Genomic DNA, 18,701 nt, shown 5'->3' with positions numbered 1-18,701 from the left:
TATTAATAACTCTTTTTTACAATTAAGTTTCATAAATTGTTAATAAAGGGCAATTTAAAAAAATGTTATTTATAGGGTAACAATATTTAAGGGTATAAATACATCAATAACATATTAAATTATATTAAAGCTATAAATACTAATATAATTTAATATGCTATCACTTATATCTATACCCATCTACATATACCTTAAATAGCAATCTTTATTTTTCTAGAATTTCTCTTCTTATTGATGATTTTTTAAAATATTCTACCAATTTATTTTTATCATTATTAAAAATAGCATCTTTTATCAAATTTACTTCTGATTCAAAATTTTCTATAGATTTTAGTAAATTATCTCTATTTCCTAAAAAAAGTTCACTCCATAAGTCTTCATTCATATTTGCAATTCTAGTTAAATCTCTATAACTATCTCCTATAAATTTACCAGTATCTCTGTCTTCTTCATCACTATTTATAAGAGCAACTGCCATAACATGAGGAAGTTGAGATGTAAAAGCTATAATCTCATCATGTTTCTGTGAAGTTAATTTTTTTACTCTTTTAAATCCTATTTCTAAAATTAAATTTTCAACTAATTCTAAATTCTTTATATTATTTCTACCAGTTGGAGTAATTATATAATTCGCTCCCTTAAAGACCTCTTCACTTGCAAAATCAATTCCTTTTTTTTCTCTTCCTGCCATTGGATGCCCAAATATAAAATCTATATCATCTGGAATTATTTTTAATACATCATTAATAATTGCTTCTTTTATTCCTGTGGTATCAGTAATTATAGTTCCTTTTTTAAAGAATTCTTTATTATTATTTAAAAAGTCCACAATTAATCTAGGATATATAGATAATATGATTAAATCAGCTTCTTTAAAAAACTCGTTACCCGTAGTACTTCCTTCTTTTATGATTTTTGTTTCTTCTGCTTTTTTTAAAGTTTCTAAATCTACATCTACCCCAAATACATTTTCATATCCTGCTTTTTTTAGTGCTTTAGCAAAAGAACCTCCTATAACTCCTAGCCCTACAATAACAATATTCATTAGCTTCACTCCCCCAGATTATTTTTCTTTAAACTCAAATTTAAATTTATCACTGATTTCATTCGTAATATTATATATAGCAGTATTTAATGATTTATCATTTAAAATCTCGATATCCGAAAATTTTTTATAAAGACTTATTCTCTCATCATAAAGGTTGTATAATCTATCTTTGCCATTCTTTAATAAAGGTCTTGAATTAATATTTATATCTTCTAAAATTTTTTGTACAGGTCTATCAATAAAAATAATTATACCTGTTTCTTTTAGTATTTCCATATTGATATCTTTCTTTATTACACCACCACCAGTAGACACTACGGTCTTATCACTTACAGAAAGTTCTTTACACGCTTGAGTCTCATAGTCTCTAAAAACAGATTCTCCTTCTGAAAATAATTCTGCTATACTTTTTTGAGAAATTTCACTTATATAATCATCCATGTCACAGAAACTACAACTATACTCTTGAGACAAAAGTTTACCAATTGTAGTTTTTCCACTCCCTGGCATACCTATTAATATTAATTTTTCTTTTGATTTATTTATCATAACAATCCCCCTTACAAAAACTCTAATTTTAATTCATTATATATAACATCTAAAATATCATTATTTATTTTTTTATCCTGCCAAATTTCTTGAGATTTTATTGCTTGACCTACCAACATATATAATCCATCACAAGTTTTTTTACCTACATCATTGCCAATTTTTAAAAACTCGGTTTCTCCAGGATTATAAATTAAATCTACTAAGGTATCAAAATTTTGTATAATTGATTTTGATACTGGTGATATCCCTATATTAGGATACATTCCTACTGGTGTAGCATTTAACATTATATTTCCTTTTATATGCTTAAGTTCCTCATAGTCTATTAATATAGCTTTATCATTTAATAATTTTTTATTATCCTTTTTTCTAGTTGAAACATAAACTTTATCTACTCCAGAATCAAGAAGATATGTAAGAGCAGCTTTAGAAGCACCACCAGTTCCTAATATAACAGCTACTTTTCCTTGTACATCAATATGTGCCATTTTGAACATACTGTCGAGACCAAAGTAATCCGTATTATAGCCATATAATATATTTTCTTTAAGTAAAACTGTATTAACTGCTCCTATACGTTTTGCTTCTGGTGATATAAAATCCAAATATTTCATAATACGTTCCTTATATGGCACAGTAACATTTACTCCTTGTATTCCTAATAATTTTATAGCACCACCTAACTTAGATATATCTTCTTTTGAAATTTCAAAGTTTTTATATGCACTTTCAATATTTAATATCTCAAATATTCGTTTATGGATTTGAGGTGAAACACTATGAGAGAGTTTTTCACCTACTAGACCAAAAAAATTCATCTTTGTACCTCCTAATAACTACAATCAAATAAAGAATTCTATTCCCTATTCAATCTTATTTTTATATACACCTATAAATTTAAAATATGCTGTATTATTCTCTATCAATTCTAATAAATTGTATACTTTAGGATTATATATAGAACATTCAAAATCTATATAAAAGAAATATCTCCATGAAGCATTTTGCATAGGTCTTGATTCTATTTTTGTCATATTTATATTATTTTCAGCAAAGTATCCAAGTACTTTATACAGTTTTCCTGCTTCATGTTCAACAGAAAATACTATGCTCATCTTGTTTGATTCTTCATCAATGTGTATCTGGTTACTGATTACCACAAATCTGGTATAATTATTCGTAATATCATTTATACAAGGGCTTATTATTTCTAGTTCATAAATATTTGCAGCTTTTTTACTTGCAATTGCTGCTTTTGTTTTGTCTTGAAGTTTTTTTACAAGTTCAGCACTTGTTGCTGTATTATTAAATGGTATCAGCTTCCAATTACTATTCTGTTTTAAAAATTCACTACTTTGCCCTATTCCTTGTGGATGAGAGTATATTTCTTTTATATCTTCAAGTTTTGTACCTTTTATTCCAATTAAATTTTGGTCTATTTTTATACATTCTTCTCCAACTATATAAAATCCATATTTTCTTAAAAGATCATAAGTTTCAGAAATAGCTCCTGTAGATGAATTTTCTATAGGTATTATTCCATAGTCTATTTCTTTATTTTTAAGTGCTACGAAAACATCCTCAAATTCTTTAAATTGTTTTTTGGATATTTTTTTGTTGAAGAATTTATTTAGTGCTTCTTCTGTAAATGAACCTGATATTCCTGGAAACCCTACTAGGATATTTTTTTTATTAATTTCATATTTTAAGGTTTTATATTTATCTATGTTCAATAAATCAATTTTCTCATTTGATGAATTCAGGCTACATTCAAATTTATGTTCACTATCATTATCCATTAATCTCTTTTGTAACCCTCTACTAATTTTCATTATGGAATTAAAAAACTGTATGGTTTCTTGTGAATATGATTTATTATTCAAATTATCTACAGCTTTATTTAATACTTTTTCTTCTCTATCTTTTTGAAATATAGTAGTGTTATTTTTCATTTTATGTTTAGCAATCTCAAGAACTGTATTCATTCTCTTTTCAAATAATTGAATAAGCTCTTTATCTATGTCATCAATTTCATTTCTATATCTTGTTAAATCCTCCATTATTATCGTCCTTTCCTGAACCTCCCATGACTAAAGTCACGAGTGTGCGTAGCTATTTTTTAATCAAATCAAAAATTCCAATAGCCGTTACTGCTTCTATTACAGGTACTGCTCTTTGAACTATACAAGGGTCATGTCTACCTTTAATAGATAAAATATCATCTTTTTTATCTTTTATATTAATTGTTTTCTGCTGAACACTAATTGATGGTGTTGGCTTTATTGCCACTTTGAAAATTATTGGCATTCCAGTTGTAATACCTCCAATGATTCCTCCATTATTATTTGTTTTACTCTTAACTTGATTACCTTCATAATACATTTCATCATTACTTTGAGAGCCATACATATCTGTAATTCCAAAACCTAGACCAAATTCTACACCTTTTACAGATGGAACAGAAAACAATAAATGAGATAGAGTAGATTCAACAGAATCAAAAAATGGATTTCCAATTCCTACATTAATTCCTACTACTGCACATTCAATTATACCACCAACTGAATCTCCTTGATTTTTTGCATCTATAATAGTATCCCTCATAGCTTCTTCCTTTGATAAATCAAGTAAAGGTAACTCTAAAGTTTGTAAATTGGTTAATTGTTGTTTTGATATATCTACATAATCAAAGCTCGTATCTTCTATATCTTTAACTTTTTTTATGTGTGCTCCTACCTCTATTCCTTCTCGTGATAGAATTTGTTTACATATAGCACCACAAAATACTAATGGAGCTGTTATCCTACCCGAAAAATGTCCTCCCCCTCTGTAGTCATTAAACCCAGAATATCTTACATGTCCTGTATAATCTGCATGTCCTGGTCTCATCAAATTTTTAAGTTCACCATAATCTTTTGAGCGAGTATCACTATTTCTTATGATTGCACATAGTGGAGTTCCTGTAGTTCTTCCATCAAAATAACCACTTAAAATTTCTGGTATATCTCTTTCATTTCTTGAGGTAGAAATAGCATTTTTTCCAGGTGCCCTTCTTTTCATTTCTTTATCAATCTTATCAAGATCAAGTTCAATCCCTGCAGGAAGACCATCTATATTTATACCTATAGCATTTCCATGAGATTCTCCAAAAATGGATATTTTTAAATTATTTCCCCATGTTCCACTCATCAATTCGCCCTCCTAACATCTCAAAATCTTTAAAAAAATGTGGATAAGATTTAGATACACACTCAAAATCTTTTAATACTATTGGCTTGTCACATCTACAAGAAGCTATTGCAAGTGTCATTGCAATTCTATGGTCTTTATGACTCCATACTTCTACTCCACCATTTAGTTTACTTACTCCATCAATTATTAAACTATCCTCTTTTTCTTCTATATTCGCTCCAAGTTTGCTCAATTCGACACTTATTGCATGAAGTCTATCACATTCCTTAATTCTAAGCCTTCCAGCATTTATTATTGTAGTTCTTCCTCTACTTAAAGCTGCTACCACAGATAAAACTGGTATTATATCTGGACATTGAGATGCATCTATTAAAGTACTATTTAAGCAATTAACTATACCTTTTATTTTTTCATCTTGTCTTAAAATTTCCATACCCATTCTAGATAAAATATCAATAACTTCACTATCGCCTTGAAGAGAATCTTCTTTAAGGTCTAGTACATTAATATTTCCTCCAATAGCATCTGCTGATAAATAAAATGCACCTTGAGAATAATCGCCTTCAACTTTATAATCTCTAGCTTTATACATTTGATTTCCTTTTATAATAAATTCTTTATAATCATTATTTACAATTTCTATTCCAAAATCTCTCATAGTTGAAAGAGTTAAATCTAGATATCCTTTGGATTCTAGCTCAGTTGTAATTATTATTTTTGAATCATTATCTAATGTAGGTAAAATAAATAATAAACCTGTTATAAATTGAGAACTTATATTTCCTTTTACTTTAAATTCATCTGGTTTAAGTTTTCCTGATATGATTAAATCCAGTTGATTTTCTTTATAGCTATACTCTATGTTTTGTCTATCAAAAATCTCATAATAAGTATCAAGTGGTCTTTTACCAAGGTTTCCTCTACCTACAAATCTTTTTATTCCATCAAATGCTAGTGATATAGGCACTAAAAATCTTAAAGTAGAACCTGATTCATTGCAATCTATAGTCAACTTAGGTTGATTTAATTGATTTTCTTTATTCAAAATTGCTTCTTTTGAAAAAATACCTGTAATTTCTAAAATGTCGTCCTTCTTTTCTATAATAGCTCCAAGTGATGTCATTGCCCTTATAGTAGCTATAATATCATCAGAAAAATCTATATTAGAAATTCTACTTTTTCCATCACTTAAAGATGAACAAATAACTGCCCTATGTGCCATACTTTTTGATGGTGGGATTTTTACATCTCCAGACAATCTACTTGGATATATTTTTAAACTTCCCATCAGTTTACCTCCTGAAAAAATTTAGAAGTAGTATTATATATAATACTCTCTCCAATATTCTTTAAAAGTATTATTTTTAATGTATCACCTAGATTCTTTTTATCAAGAGATATTACATCTATTATCGACTTGTTATCTCTTAATTCAATTTCATAAGGTAAATCATAATTTATTAAGATTGATTTTATAAGCTCTGATGTACCCTTCTTTGTAATTCCTCTTTTTTCACTCTCTAAAGTTATCTTATACATTCCTAGACCAACAGCTTCCCCATGAGTATAACCAGAAAAATTGTAATATGTCTCAATAGCATGACCTAATGTATGACCAAAATTTAGAAGCATTCTGTCTCCAAAATCTCTTTCATCAGCTTCAACCACTGTTTTTTTAATAAAGCAACACTCATGTATAATGTATTCTATATGTTGCATTACTTTGTCTCTATTTTTTAAACTCAAAAGCTTATCAAAAAAGGTTTTGTCTTTTATACAACCATATTTTATGACTTCTGCCATCCCATCTCTATAAAATTTTTCTGGAAGTGACAATAATACATTTGGGTCAATAAACACAGCTTTAGGTTGATAAAAGCTTCCCACTAAGTTTTTTCCTCTTTCAAGGTCAACTCCAACTTTTCCACCTACAGAACTATCAACTTGTGCTAACAGAGATGTTGGAATTTGAACAAAATTTACACCTCTTAGAAAAGTTGCTGCTACAAATCCACCTAAATCTCCTATTACCCCTCCTCCTAAAGTAATAATCAAATCTTTTCTAGTCAACTTAAAGTCAAGTAAACTATCGTATATTTTAGGAAGAGTATTAAATGACTTTGTTTCTTCACCAGCTTTTAATATTATAGCTTTAGTTTCAAATCCAGATTCATTTAAATTATTTTTTACTTCATTTAAATATAATTTCGCTATATTTTCATCAGTTACAATAAAAATCTTATTCCCAGAATATATTTTTTTAATTTCTTTACCTATATCTTTTAGTATATTTTTTTTAATAAATATGTTATAGCTATTCTCTTTTAAATTTACTAATAATTTTTCTTCCACACTTAACCATCCTTTTATAGATTATATTTCTCTTCCAACTGCTAATGCGATAGTTTTTAATTCACTTATTAATTCATCATATTCATTTGGTTTAATTGATTGTTTACCATCACAAAGTGCATGTGCTGGGTCATTATGAACTTCTATTATAAGACCATCTGCTCCAACTGCAATTGCTGCTTTAGATAGAGAGTCTACCATCCATGATTTTCCTGCTGCATGACTTGGGTCAACTATTACTGGTAAATGACTAAGTTTCTTTACAGCTAAAATAGCACTTAAATCCAAAGTATTTCTAGTATATGTTTCGAAAGTTCTTATACCTCTTTCACAAAGGACTACATTTTCATTTCCTCCAGCCATTATATACTCTGCTGACATTAACCACTCTTCAATTGTAGCAGATAATCCTCTTTTTAAAAGTATTGTTTTATTTGTTTTTCCTAATTCTTTTAATAAATCGAAGTTTTGCATGTTTCTAGCTCCAACTTGAATTACATCTACATTTTCTTCAAATATATCTATATCTTGCGTTGACATTATTTCTGTAACTATAGGAAGACCTGTTTTTTCTTTTGCTTTCTTTAATAAATCTAATCCATCGTATCTTAATCCTTGGAAAGCGTATGGTGATGTTCTTGGTTTGAATGCTCCTCCTCTTAAGAATCCTGCTCCTGATTTTTTTACATCTTCAGCTATAGATACTATTTGTTCTTCTGTTTCAACAGAACAAGGTCCAGCTATCATGGCAATTTTTTTTGAACCAATTTCCACACCATTAACATTTATAATAGAAGGTTCTGGATGAAACTTTCTATTTGCTTTTTTAAAAGGCTCTACTACATGCATAACTTTTTCAACTATCTTATTTGCTTCTATTCTTTTTGCATCTATTTTACTAGTATCCCCAACTAATCCTAAAACAGTTAGTTCTGTCCCATCTATGGGATTAACTTCTACTCCTTCTCTCCCAATAGCTTCTATTAATTTCTTAACTTCACTTTTATCTGCTCCCATTTTTAATACTACTATCATTTTTACTACCTCCCAATATTATAATTTTATATTTAAAATAAAAAAGAGAACTCACTAATGAGTTCTCCAAAATAATCTATTAAGCATTAAACCTTATATAAATATATAAAATAATCATTTTTATAAAATTTACTTATGCTCAAAATCATTAAAACAAGGCCTCACCAGAAAGGAATTACATGTATTTTTGTAAAAGAAATAGCCAGCGCTAAAATAAAAGCCCCAGAACATAAAGTAATAAAAGCTATAAAGTTTTGCTGTTAGTTCTTTTAATATTCCTTTCATAGTATTATCCTCCATTTTTATAATTTATTATTCTTCTTGTTTAATAATTATAGCAAAGAAAATATAATTGTCAATATTTTCTATAAATATTTTCAATTTAAAATATTTTTTCATTTACTTAAATTAGTTTCTTAATTGTTGCATTTTTATAAAATTGTTTAAAAATCATCTGCTATTTATAATAGTTTTTTTATTTTAAATATTACAATTCCAACAAAAATTATACATAACATAAAAAGTAAAGTTGCTGGATATCCATAGACCCAATTTAATTCTGGCATATATCTAAAGTTCATTCCATATATCCCAGTTATAATTGTAAGTGGTGCAGATATAGCTGTTAATAAAGTTAATTTTGTAATTAAATGATTTGTTTTTTCACCTACTCTAGAGGAGTAAATGTCTAAGAGTTTATCTGCTAACTCTCGTGTTGATAATGCAAAATTATATAATTTGTCAATTCCAAAATCTATACCTTGAAAATTTTCAAGATTATATTTTTTTACATTGGAATATTTCAAATATCTTATATTTTCTTTTACTATTCTGTCACCAATATATAAAAGAGGTCTTGTATTTTTAACTATAGTTCTTGTTAGTCCTCTTACATCACTTATTCTAGATACATGATTTTTATGAATATTATCCATCATCTCATCTTCTATTTGAAGAATTAATTCTTCAACTTTTTCCAAAGATTCAAAACCATTTTTTATAACTTCTCTAAAAATTAAATAGTTTATTTTAAATAGGTTTATAACTGGATTTTTTTCAAGTTGAGAATTTTTCAAAATAATATTTTTTACAAATTCAAATAAAAAATGTTCCTCATTTACTACAACCAATATAAAATTATCTGATAGATACATATTAACTTCTTCTATAACAGCATCTCCATCTCTTAATTCAAATGTATTTAAACTCAAAAAATCATAATTATCAAATAAGTCAAGTTTCGTTATTTCATCAAATTTAAGACAATCATTAAAGGTTATCTCATCTATATCCAAGATTTCCTTGAGTAATTTCAAATTTTTTGGAGCACTTAATATGAGGTAAGAATTTTCTGCTGTATAAAATTTTTTTCTAAAATCTTCGATAATCTCTCTTGTATTCAAATTCAGTATATACATACATCTACTCCTAAATTTCAATTTACATTTTAAAAATTTTCTATAATCATTACTGTAATTATTTTACACTATTTTAATAATTATTATTTAATATTTATATTAAATTTATTATAAGATAAGTGCTTATGTTTTTATTATTTGACCAAAAATTTTACCATATATTTATTTTAAATCATATTTCATATTATTAATACTAAAAAATTATTGATACTAAAAAAACTAAAAAATAAAATGCATATGCTAAACTGACAATAACATATACACTTCATTCTTATTTTAATTAAATTATATAATTGTAATATATATTAAATATCTAATCTGATAATTAAATATACATAAAACCTATTCATCGTTTAATCTATATCCTACACCAACTTCCGTAATTATATACCTTGGGTCAGCAGGTTGCTTTTCTATTTTTCTTCTTAATGTTGCCATAAAAACCCTTAAAGATTTAGTTTCATTGCCAATAATACTACCCCATATCTCTTTTATTATAAAATTATGAGTAAGTACTTTTCCATGATGTTTTGCAAGTAATGAGAGAATGTTATATTCAATCGGTGTCAAATGGACTTCGTTATCGTCAACAATAACTCTTCTTTTATCAAAATCAATCAATAATTTATCCACCTCAAATGTAGACTTTACTTCTTCTCTTTGATGTAATTCCACCTGTGAGTGTCTAAATGCTACTCTAACTCTAGCTAATAATTCTACTATTGAAAATGGTTTTGTTAAATAATCATCTGCACCTGCATCAAATACTTCTACCTTTTCTCTATCTTGTTCTCTTGCAGAAACTACAATTATTGGTATCTTTGAAAATTGTCTAATAGCTTTTATTACCTCTATTCCATCCATATCTTCTAGCCCTAAATCTAAGAGAACAACATCTGGAGAATATGAAACAGCAATCGATATTCCTTCCTTACCAGTTATAGCTTCCTTGACATCATAATCTTGTGTCAAAAGTGCAGTAGATATAAATTTTCTTATTGTCTTATCATCTTCTACTAATAATATAAGTTTTTTACTCATTTCTTCCTCCAAAATAACTCTCAAAATTTAATGCAATTCATTTTCCTTAGGCAAACTAAACTTAAAAGTTGAACCTTTATCTCTATTATTTTCTACCATAATTTCACCTTTATGAGCTTGAATTATGGATTTACAAATTGATAATCCAAGTCCAACACCTTTTCTAGAGTCCTTAGACCCTTCTTCTCCTGTAAAAAATCTATCAAAAACATGCTTTTTCAATTCTTTTGATATACCAGGTCCATTATCAGATACTTCAAACCAAACATAATCTTCTTCTTCATATACATTTATATTTATCTTACAATCTTCTTTTGAATATTTTAAAGAATTATCTATTAAATTAATTAAAACTTGCTCTATCAATTTTGCATCCATAGGAACGAATAATATCTGTTCTGGTATGTTAATATCTATAATCGTATTCTCAATTCTTTTTTTAATTTTTTGCAATGCCTCTGAGATAATCTCTTCAACAAGTTCAGAGTGTTTTTTGACTTCTAATTTACCTTCATCTATTTTAGTCATGCTAAGTAAATTTTCAACAAGTCTTATTAGCCATTGAGTATCTTCATATACACCACTAAGTAATTCGTCTATTATATCCTGACCTATAGTACCCTTATTTTTTATAATCGTACTTACTGCTCCAGATATTCCTGCCAATGGAGTCCTAAGGTCATGAGATACTGCTCTTAGAAGATTACTTCTTAATCTTTCTCTCTCTATTTCAAGATTGGTATTTTCTTTTGCCTCTGACAATATTTCTCTATCAAGAGCTATTGCCATTTGAGCGATTATTGTTTCAATTAAATTTATATCTTCTGCATCTAGTTTCGAATCAACACATGATATCCCAACAACACCCAAAGTTAAATTCATACCTACAATTGGTATATAGTATCCCTTTGAGCCTGGAAGTGTATCTGTGTCACTCCCTGCCACTGTTGAATTGGATAAAACCCAACTTGCAACAGCTTTTTCATCATCACTATCTAAATCATTTTTATCTTTATTAGAAGCATTTTTTTTATATAACTTTGATTTCTTATACTTATCTACACTTAAATAACAAACTACATCTCTACTCAAGCTAAGAGATAAAAGTTCTATCCCCTTATTTACTATATCGTCTTTATTTGATAACCTTAAAAATCCCTTGATTATCTGGTATATCATTTTTGTATTTTCTTCTCTTTTAGCAGCTGTTACTGCTTCATGTTGTATCTTAGATGTAAGTGTACTAGTTATTATACCAACTATTGAAAACACCACTAATGTAACTATATAATTTGAATTAGCTATTGATAATGTATATATTGGTTCTGTAAAAAAATAATTTAGTAATATTATATTGAATACAGAGCTTATTATACCTGTACTATATCCTTTAGTCCACATTGAAACTAAAACTACTCCCAGCATATATATTAACAATATATTTTCTCTTATAAATCCTAGACTTTGCACTACATATGCTAAAACACTTATCATTAAAGTAACAATCATAAGTTTGATAAAATCAATCTTGCTAACTTTAAATTTTGATTTTATTGATAATTTATCTTTTTTAGGTTTATATTTAACTTCTGAAGCAAATTTGTAAGGTATTATATGTATATCTATATAATCCACTTCGTCTATTAATTTGTCAACTATATCTTTTTTAAATTTCTTATTAAATTTTTTATTATTTGAATGATTTCTACCTATTACAATTTTTGTTACATTTCTAAGCTTTGCAATTCTGAGTATCTGTTCAATTATATCTTCACCATGTAAAACAATTATTTCACCACCTAATTTCTTGGCAAGTTTTAAATTGTTTTGTAACTGTTTTTGCTCCTGTAAAGGCAATCTTGCTGTATTTGGAGTTTCAACATATAAGGCTATCCATTTTGCAAATGTACTGTCTGATATTCTAGATGCAGTTCTAATTACTTTTGCAGAAGATGGAGATGGGCTTATACATGCAAGCAGTGTATCTGATGTAGGTATTACGCTTACACCTCCTTTTGATAATCTAGTCATTTGTACTTCTTTATTTACTCGTTCTGCTGTCTTTCTAAGGGCAATTTCTCTAAGTGCAACTAGATTATCTTTTATAAAAAAATTGTCTTTTGCTCTAATTGCTTGTTCTTTCTTATATATCTTACCTTCATTGAATCTTTCAAGAAGTACATCAGGTTCAACATCTATAAGTTCTAATTGTGTATTTGTGTCCAAAAACTTATCTGGTATTGTTTCTTTAACTGATACATTTGTAATTATTTCAACAATGTCATTTAGACTTTCTAAGTGTTGAACATTTACAGTAGTATATACATTTATACCTGCTAACAATAATTCTTCTATATCTTGCCACCTTTTTGTGTGCCTTAACCCAGTAACATTAGAATGTGCAAACTCATCTACCAATATAACTTCTGGTTTTCTTTGCAAAGCAGCATCTAAATCAAATTCTTTTAGTTTTATAGATTTATATTCTATCTCCTTAACAGGAAGAGTTTCTAATCCCTCAAGTAAAGCCAATGTTTCTGGTCTTGTATGTGGTTCAATATATCCAACTACTACATCGACGCCTACTTTTTTCAGGTTTTGTGCAGATTCCAACATGGAATAAGTCTTTCCTACTCCTGCTGCATAACCAAAAAATATTTTTAATTGCCCTCTATTCAATTTATTTTCTTCGCTTTTAATTTTTTGTAACAATATATCAGGATTTGGTCTGTCCATTAAACAACCTCCTTACACCTTTCACTATTATTATATTATCAATTTTGGTATAAAATTGTAGTTAAAATATATTTTTAATGATTAAGATTATGTAAAGATTTAAGTATGTACTATTAACTAAAAAGTAAAAGTGTTTAATAAATGCAAGTATCTAGTAACTTTAGAGTCTAATATACATAAAAAATAAAGCAAAACACTTCAAATGAATGATATGCGTTTTGCTTTATTTACAATTTTATTTTCAGATATTTAGTTTTAATCGTTAATAAAGTCCAAAAGAATGTTTCCGTTATTTGTATAAGTTGTAAGTTTCTTTGAACCATTATGTTTATCATTAGGCAAATTACTTTTTCCCTTTTTTATATAGTTTGATATAAAAAAATCATTATAAGAACCTATTAATGTTCCACCAATATTCCCATTTTTCGTTTCAAGTTTTATAGTGTTTCCTACATCAAGTTCTTCCAATTCAATATTTCCATTACTCACCTTTATATCTACTGAACTTAAAAATGATAATTGGGATATTTCTACATCTCCATTAGATGTTTTTAGATTTAGATTTTCTAAAGATTCATTTGGTATCCATATTTTTATTGTTCTGTTTTCCATTGAAGTTTTCCCACCTATATAATCGTTCCAATCTTTATTAGTAATATATTTAATTGACAATCTATTTTTTTCAGATAAATCAATCATGTAATACTCCTTTACACTCTCATAATAAGAAATATGGATTTGTTTATTTGAAGATGGAAAAATCTCAACTTTTCTATCTTTTATATCCACTGTGATATTATCTATATCTAACATAGAGTATTGCTTTTCCTTATAAGTAGTATCTGTAGAAGAACATCCTGCTAAGATACTTGATAATACGATTAATATACTTAAAATACTAAACAATTTTTTAATGTTTTTTTTCATTATCATCTCCCAATTAAATAGCCTTCTTTTTTAATACAATCAACCAAAGATACGCCAATATAAAACTACTTAATAAACAAATTCCAATATGTAACAATGAATTGCTATTGAACATCATAAGCTTAAAAAAATCTACTAATATATTACGTAAAGGTTGTATAGGCACAAATATACATATGATAGCAATAAGAGTGATATCTGTTAGCCATCCATACCAATAAGCTTGCATGGACAATAATAACTGTAAAAATATAGCTACTAATAGTAGGAAGGTAAATTGCTGAAAAAAAGCAATAAATGGTCCATTTTCCCACCAACCACATAGCTCTAATAAATTGATTACAGTTTGAGTTTGATTAATAGGGTCTATTACAAGGTGAATGAAAGTATTTATCAAAGATACTGAGAAAGCAGCAATGATATATGTTATCATACTACCCCAAAAATAATATTTTTTAGTTACATTTAAATATATTAGCTTGCTAAAATTAAAATATACAATAAAAAATGGAATTATTAAAATATAAAGGTAAGTATAATTTCCACGGCTTATGGCTATTTTTGCATCACTAGATGTACTGGATAATAGTACTACTAAAATTGTAATAATAAATCCAATAGAGCTACTCGCAAAATTACGTTTTATAATTGTTAAAATTGGCTTCATATTAAATTACCTCCTTTTTTTCAACCATATGAATAAAAAAATCTTGAAGAGACATTTTTTCTATATTAAGGCTATTGGAATTAATAGGTGCATCAAAAATATGCCTCGTCAAAAATCCACCGACTTGCTCATTTCCAATTATATTTAAATCTTTAGTAGCTTCTTCTACTTCTCGTTTTGCTCCGCTCACACTATATGCTTTATCCTTAATAACTTGTAATGTATCAAAAAAACATAATGTACCTTTATCAATAATAATTAATTTTTGCATAACTTTTGCAATTTCATCTATTATGTGAGTCGAAACAATGATAATTCTTGGTTTCCGAGAAAAACTTTCTGTTAATAAAGAATAAAATTCTGCACGCATAATTGCATCAAAACCAAGTACTGGTTCATCTAAAAGAATTACTGGTTTATTACTTGAAAGACAAATAATAGTAGAAACCATAGTCTTCATTCCCAATGAAAGTTTATTGAATTTTTTACTTCCATCCAATTCAAAGCGTTCCATCATCTCCATAGCAAATTGATTGTCAAAAAAAGGATTTAATTTTCCTGCAATTTGAATAAGCTTTTTTACAGGAAGATTAAAGTGTTTTGCAAAATTATCAATGTAGCTTACACTAGTATCCATCGTTGCTGTACTAATAGAATATCCATTCACACAAATATTTCCACTAGAAATATTCTGATAACCTGCAATAGATTTTAAAAGTGTGGTTTTTCCTGCACCATTTCTTCCCAACAGGCAATATATTCCCTCTGCTTCAATTGTACATGTAAAGTCTCTTAAAACAACTGCATCTTTGTATTTCTTTGTTATTTTTTTTAATTCTATCATAACTTGTTAACCTCTCTAATGTTCATTTTTTATACCATTGTGACTTATATCAACACATGATATAATGTATTATAAACTTTTGTGTTACAAAAAGGTCAAGAGGTGAATGAATGAAAAATTATTTTTCGATTAAGCAAGCTGCAGAAATTGTAGGTATGACTAGTGAAACACTACGTCACTATGACCGTATTGGTATTGTAAAACCTTGTTACAGAGATGAATCATCTGGTTATAGATATTATTCTGAGCAAGAACTTATAAAACTACAAACTATAGAATTACTTAAATCAATGGATTTTACATTAACAGAAATTGGAGATATATTACAACTTGATAACCTACATAAAGTTATTAAAGCTCTAAAACAAGCTGAAGAAAATGCAAACAAGAAAATAGCTTATCTCCAATATGCAAAAGAAAAAATTAAACGTGCTTACACAGATTATGAAAACAAGCTAAATAATATTAACACTAAAAAAGATGATTTTTTTGTAATGCATATTCCCAAAAGAGTTATTCTTATTTCCAATAGCATGGAACATGCATCATTAAAAAATTTATGGAACTATCATGAACATTTTTATAAGCAACTTGATGCATCATTAGAATCACAATTTTTATTTGAGGATATGGCAGGTATGATTACAACGCCTGAAAAATCTAGACTGTTTGCTATTTGTTTAAAATATCCCTCTACAAAAGGACTGACTACATTACCAGAAGGAGATTACCTATGTGCAAACTGTACAGAAGAAAATAAAGATATAGTTTTAAGAGAATTGCTTCATAAACTAAAAATGGAATCTAATATATGTCCAAATATAATTGTACACATCATATCTGTAACTGGAATTTTGCAATGGAATTACCAAATACAGATATTGTTAAATTAAAATAACTTGTTTAGAACTTGCAAAACATAAAAATTAAAGCTAATTATGTTAAATGATATTTTTCCATATTAAAAAGTGGTACAACATTCACAAATGCTATACCACTTTTTAGTCAATCTAAAAGTATTTTATTACAAACTATTAAATAATTATTTTATTGTAAATTAAGTATTTCCATAAACTCATCGCCTGTAATAGTTTCTTTTTCTAATAAATATTCAGCAAGTTCATGAAGTTTTTCAATATTGTTTTCTAAAATTTCAGTTGCATTTTTATGACAAGTTTTTATTATTCTAAATACTTCTTCATCAATTTTAGCGGCAGTGTCTGAAGAACAAGCAAGAGAAGTATCTCCTCCTAAATATTGATTACTTACTGTCTCAAGAGCAACCATGTCAAACTCTTCACTCATACCAAGACGAGTAACCATAGCTCTTGCAATTTTAGTAGCTTGTTCTATATCGTTTGATGCACCTGATGTACAAGTATTAAAAATAACTTCTTCAGCAGCACGACCACCTGTAAAGGTAGTTATTTTATCAATTGCTTCTTCTTTAGACATAAGCACACTTTCATCTTCTGCAACTTGCATGGTATAACCTAGTGCACCTGAAGTTCTAGGTATTATAGTAATCTTGTGGACAGGAGCAGAATGTTTTTGCATGGCAGCAACAAGTGCATGACCGATTTCATGATAGGCTATAATTTTCTTTTCCTTGTCAGAAATTACAGCTCCTTTACGTTGATATCCAGCAATTACAGTCTCAACAGATTCATCAAAGTCTTGTTGTTCTACCACATCCCTACCAGATTTAACAGCTAAAAGTGCTGCTTCGTTCACAATATTTGCAAGTTCCGCACCTGATGCTCCAGATGTAGACCTAGCAACTGCATTATAATCTATATCTGAGCTTACATTTACATTTTGAGCATGTACCTTTAATATAGCTTCACGTCCTCCAAGGTCTGGAAGTTCAACTGGTATACGTCTATCAAATCTTCCTGGGCGAAGTAATGCTTTATCAAGACTATCAGGTCTATTTGTAGCAGCAAGTATTACTACACCTATTCCACCATCAAAACCATCCATCTCACTTAATAACTGATTTAAAGTTTGTTCACGTTCATCATTTCCACCCAATCCACTTCCATTATCACGCTTTTTACCAATAGTATCAATCTCATCTATAAATACTATACATGGAGCTTTTTCTTTTGCTTGTTTAAATAAGTCACGGATTCTAGATGCTCCCATTCCTACAAACATCTCAACAAATTCAGAACCAGATATTGAGAAAAATGGCACATTTGCTTCTCCTGCTACAGCTTTTGCGAGTAGTGTTTTCCCTGTACCTGGAGGCCCTACTAAAAGTGCACCTTTAGGCATTTGTGCTCCTATCTTTTTATATTTTTCTGGATTGTGTAAGAAATCTACTATTTCACTTAAAGCTTCTTTTGCCTCATCTTGACCAGCGACATCGTTAAATCTTTTTCCACTTTGAGCGGATACATACATTTTGGCATTGCTCTTTCCAAATTGCATACTATTGCCACCCATTCGCTTTTGCATTGATTTCATCATTAAATTACCAAATAGCATAAGAATACCTATAGGTATTATCCATGTAAGTAAAATGTTTAAAAGCGGTGAATTTTCCTTAGGAATAACCTTATTAAATTCTACTTTTGCATTCTTTAACCTATCTACTAATTCTGGGTCATCCATTCTACCAGTTATGTATATATTCTTATCCTTACTACTAGATGGGCTTATTGCTATTCTATTATTTTCTATCTCAACAGATTTGACCTTTCCTGTATCCAACATTGTAAGAAACTTTCCATAGTCAATCTCAACCATTTTTTTATCCATTAAACTTGGAAATATTAAAGCATTTAAAAACATTACTACTATTATTATAATCGTATAATAATAGAGACCAGACCTTTTTTGTGGTTTATGTTCATCCATAATTTTATTCTCCTTTAAATTATT

The 18,701-nt window shown here is 28.0% G+C and carries 16 protein-coding genes; 1 reads left to right on the top strand and 15 read right to left on the bottom strand.

The features are described from left to right. Window positions 1-205: 205 nt before the first annotated feature. The 14 genes from ACTG44_RS09790 to ACTG44_RS09725 all read right to left on the bottom strand — a co-directional run bounded on the left by ACTG44_RS09790 (window position 206) and on the right by ACTG44_RS09725 (window position 15,812). Entirely contained in the window at window positions 206-1,045 is an 840-nt protein-coding gene (locus tag ACTG44_RS09790) for a prephenate dehydrogenase (protein WP_479921650.1), read from the bottom strand. Window positions 1,046-1,063: 18 nt separating this feature from the next. After that, the gene (locus ACTG44_RS09785) at window positions 1,064-1,597 is read right to left on the bottom strand and encodes a shikimate kinase (RefSeq protein WP_021384672.1); all 534 of its coding nucleotides are present in this window, start codon (window positions 1,595-1,597) and stop codon (window positions 1,064-1,066) included. An 11-nt stretch (window positions 1,598-1,608) separates the two neighbouring features. Further along, window positions 1,609-2,418, bottom strand: a complete 810-nt coding sequence (gene aroE / locus ACTG44_RS09780; protein WP_021384644.1) for a shikimate dehydrogenase — start codon at window positions 2,416-2,418, stop codon at window positions 1,609-1,611. A 45-nt stretch (window positions 2,419-2,463) separates the two neighbouring features. Continuing rightward, window positions 2,464-3,660, bottom strand: a complete 1,197-nt coding sequence (pheA, locus tag ACTG44_RS09775; protein ID WP_479921649.1) for a prephenate dehydratase — start codon at window positions 3,658-3,660, stop codon at window positions 2,464-2,466. A gap of 52 nt (window positions 3,661-3,712) precedes the next feature. Next, window positions 3,713-4,789: a chorismate synthase gene (aroC, locus tag ACTG44_RS09770; protein WP_479918710.1), complete on the bottom strand. Its 1,077-nt coding sequence runs from the start codon at window positions 4,787-4,789 to the stop codon at window positions 3,713-3,715. Continuing rightward, window positions 4,767-6,080: a 3-phosphoshikimate 1-carboxyvinyltransferase gene (gene aroA, locus ACTG44_RS09765; protein WP_021384661.1), complete on the bottom strand. Its 1,314-nt coding sequence runs from the start codon at window positions 6,078-6,080 to the stop codon at window positions 4,767-4,769. The genes aroC and aroA overlap by 23 nt, the downstream gene beginning before the upstream one ends. Next, window positions 6,080-7,144 carry a 3-dehydroquinate synthase gene (aroB, locus tag ACTG44_RS09760; protein ID WP_479921648.1) on the bottom strand — a complete coding sequence of 355 codons (1,065 nt, stop codon included), beginning with the start codon at window positions 7,142-7,144 and terminating at the stop codon, window positions 6,080-6,082. Before aroB ends, aroA begins: the two co-directional genes overlap by 1 nt. Window positions 7,145-7,165: 21 nt before the next feature. Beyond that, window positions 7,166-8,179 (bottom strand): 3-deoxy-7-phosphoheptulonate synthase, encoded by a 1,014-nt coding sequence (gene aroF, locus ACTG44_RS09755; protein WP_479920232.1) that lies wholly within the window; start codon window positions 8,177-8,179, stop codon window positions 7,166-7,168. A gap of 461 nt (window positions 8,180-8,640) precedes the next feature. Continuing rightward, a complete protein-coding gene (locus tag ACTG44_RS09750) occupies window positions 8,641-9,597 on the bottom strand; it encodes a magnesium transporter CorA family protein (RefSeq protein WP_021384658.1) in 957 nt (318 codons plus the stop codon). A gap of 342 nt (window positions 9,598-9,939) precedes the next feature. Then, window positions 9,940-10,638, bottom strand: coding sequence for a response regulator (locus ACTG44_RS09745; RefSeq protein ID WP_021384624.1), 699 nt, complete (start codon window positions 10,636-10,638; stop codon window positions 9,940-9,942). A 27-nt stretch (window positions 10,639-10,665) separates the two neighbouring features. Continuing rightward, window positions 10,666-13,374 carry an ATP-binding protein gene (locus tag ACTG44_RS09740; protein ID WP_479918707.1) on the bottom strand — a complete coding sequence of 903 codons (2,709 nt, stop codon included), beginning with the start codon at window positions 13,372-13,374 and terminating at the stop codon, window positions 10,666-10,668. A 255-nt stretch (window positions 13,375-13,629) separates the two neighbouring features. Then, a complete protein-coding gene (locus ACTG44_RS09735) occupies window positions 13,630-14,301 on the bottom strand; it encodes a DUF4097 family beta strand repeat-containing protein (protein ID WP_479918706.1) in 672 nt (223 codons plus the stop codon). 13 nt (window positions 14,302-14,314) lie between these two features. Continuing rightward, window positions 14,315-14,968, bottom strand: coding sequence for a hypothetical protein (locus ACTG44_RS09730; protein WP_021384634.1), 654 nt, complete (start codon window positions 14,966-14,968; stop codon window positions 14,315-14,317). Window position 14,969: 1 nt separating this feature from the next. Continuing rightward, on the bottom strand, window positions 14,970-15,812 hold the full coding sequence (locus tag ACTG44_RS09725; protein ID WP_479918705.1) for an ATP-binding cassette domain-containing protein: 843 nt from the start codon (window positions 15,810-15,812) through the stop codon (window positions 14,970-14,972). A 110-nt stretch (window positions 15,813-15,922) separates the two neighbouring features. On the opposite strand from ACTG44_RS09725, the gene ACTG44_RS09720 reads away from it, so the two are divergent. Continuing rightward, window positions 15,923-16,705: a MerR family transcriptional regulator gene (locus ACTG44_RS09720; RefSeq protein ID WP_479921647.1), complete on the top strand. Its 783-nt coding sequence runs from the start codon at window positions 15,923-15,925 to the stop codon at window positions 16,703-16,705. 154 nt (window positions 16,706-16,859) lie between these two features. Here ACTG44_RS09720 and ftsH read toward each other — a convergent pair whose 3' ends face one another. Beyond that, window positions 16,860-18,677 (bottom strand): ATP-dependent zinc metalloprotease FtsH, encoded by a 1,818-nt coding sequence (ftsH, locus tag ACTG44_RS09715; protein WP_021384628.1) that lies wholly within the window; start codon window positions 18,675-18,677, stop codon window positions 16,860-16,862. Window positions 18,678-18,701: the final 24 nt, after the last annotated feature.

It is taken from the genome of Clostridioides sp. LIBA-2809 (genome assembly GCF_056688965.1).
Note: the sequence above shows the minus strand (reverse complement) of the source record. Positions and strands in the feature narration are given on the sequence as shown.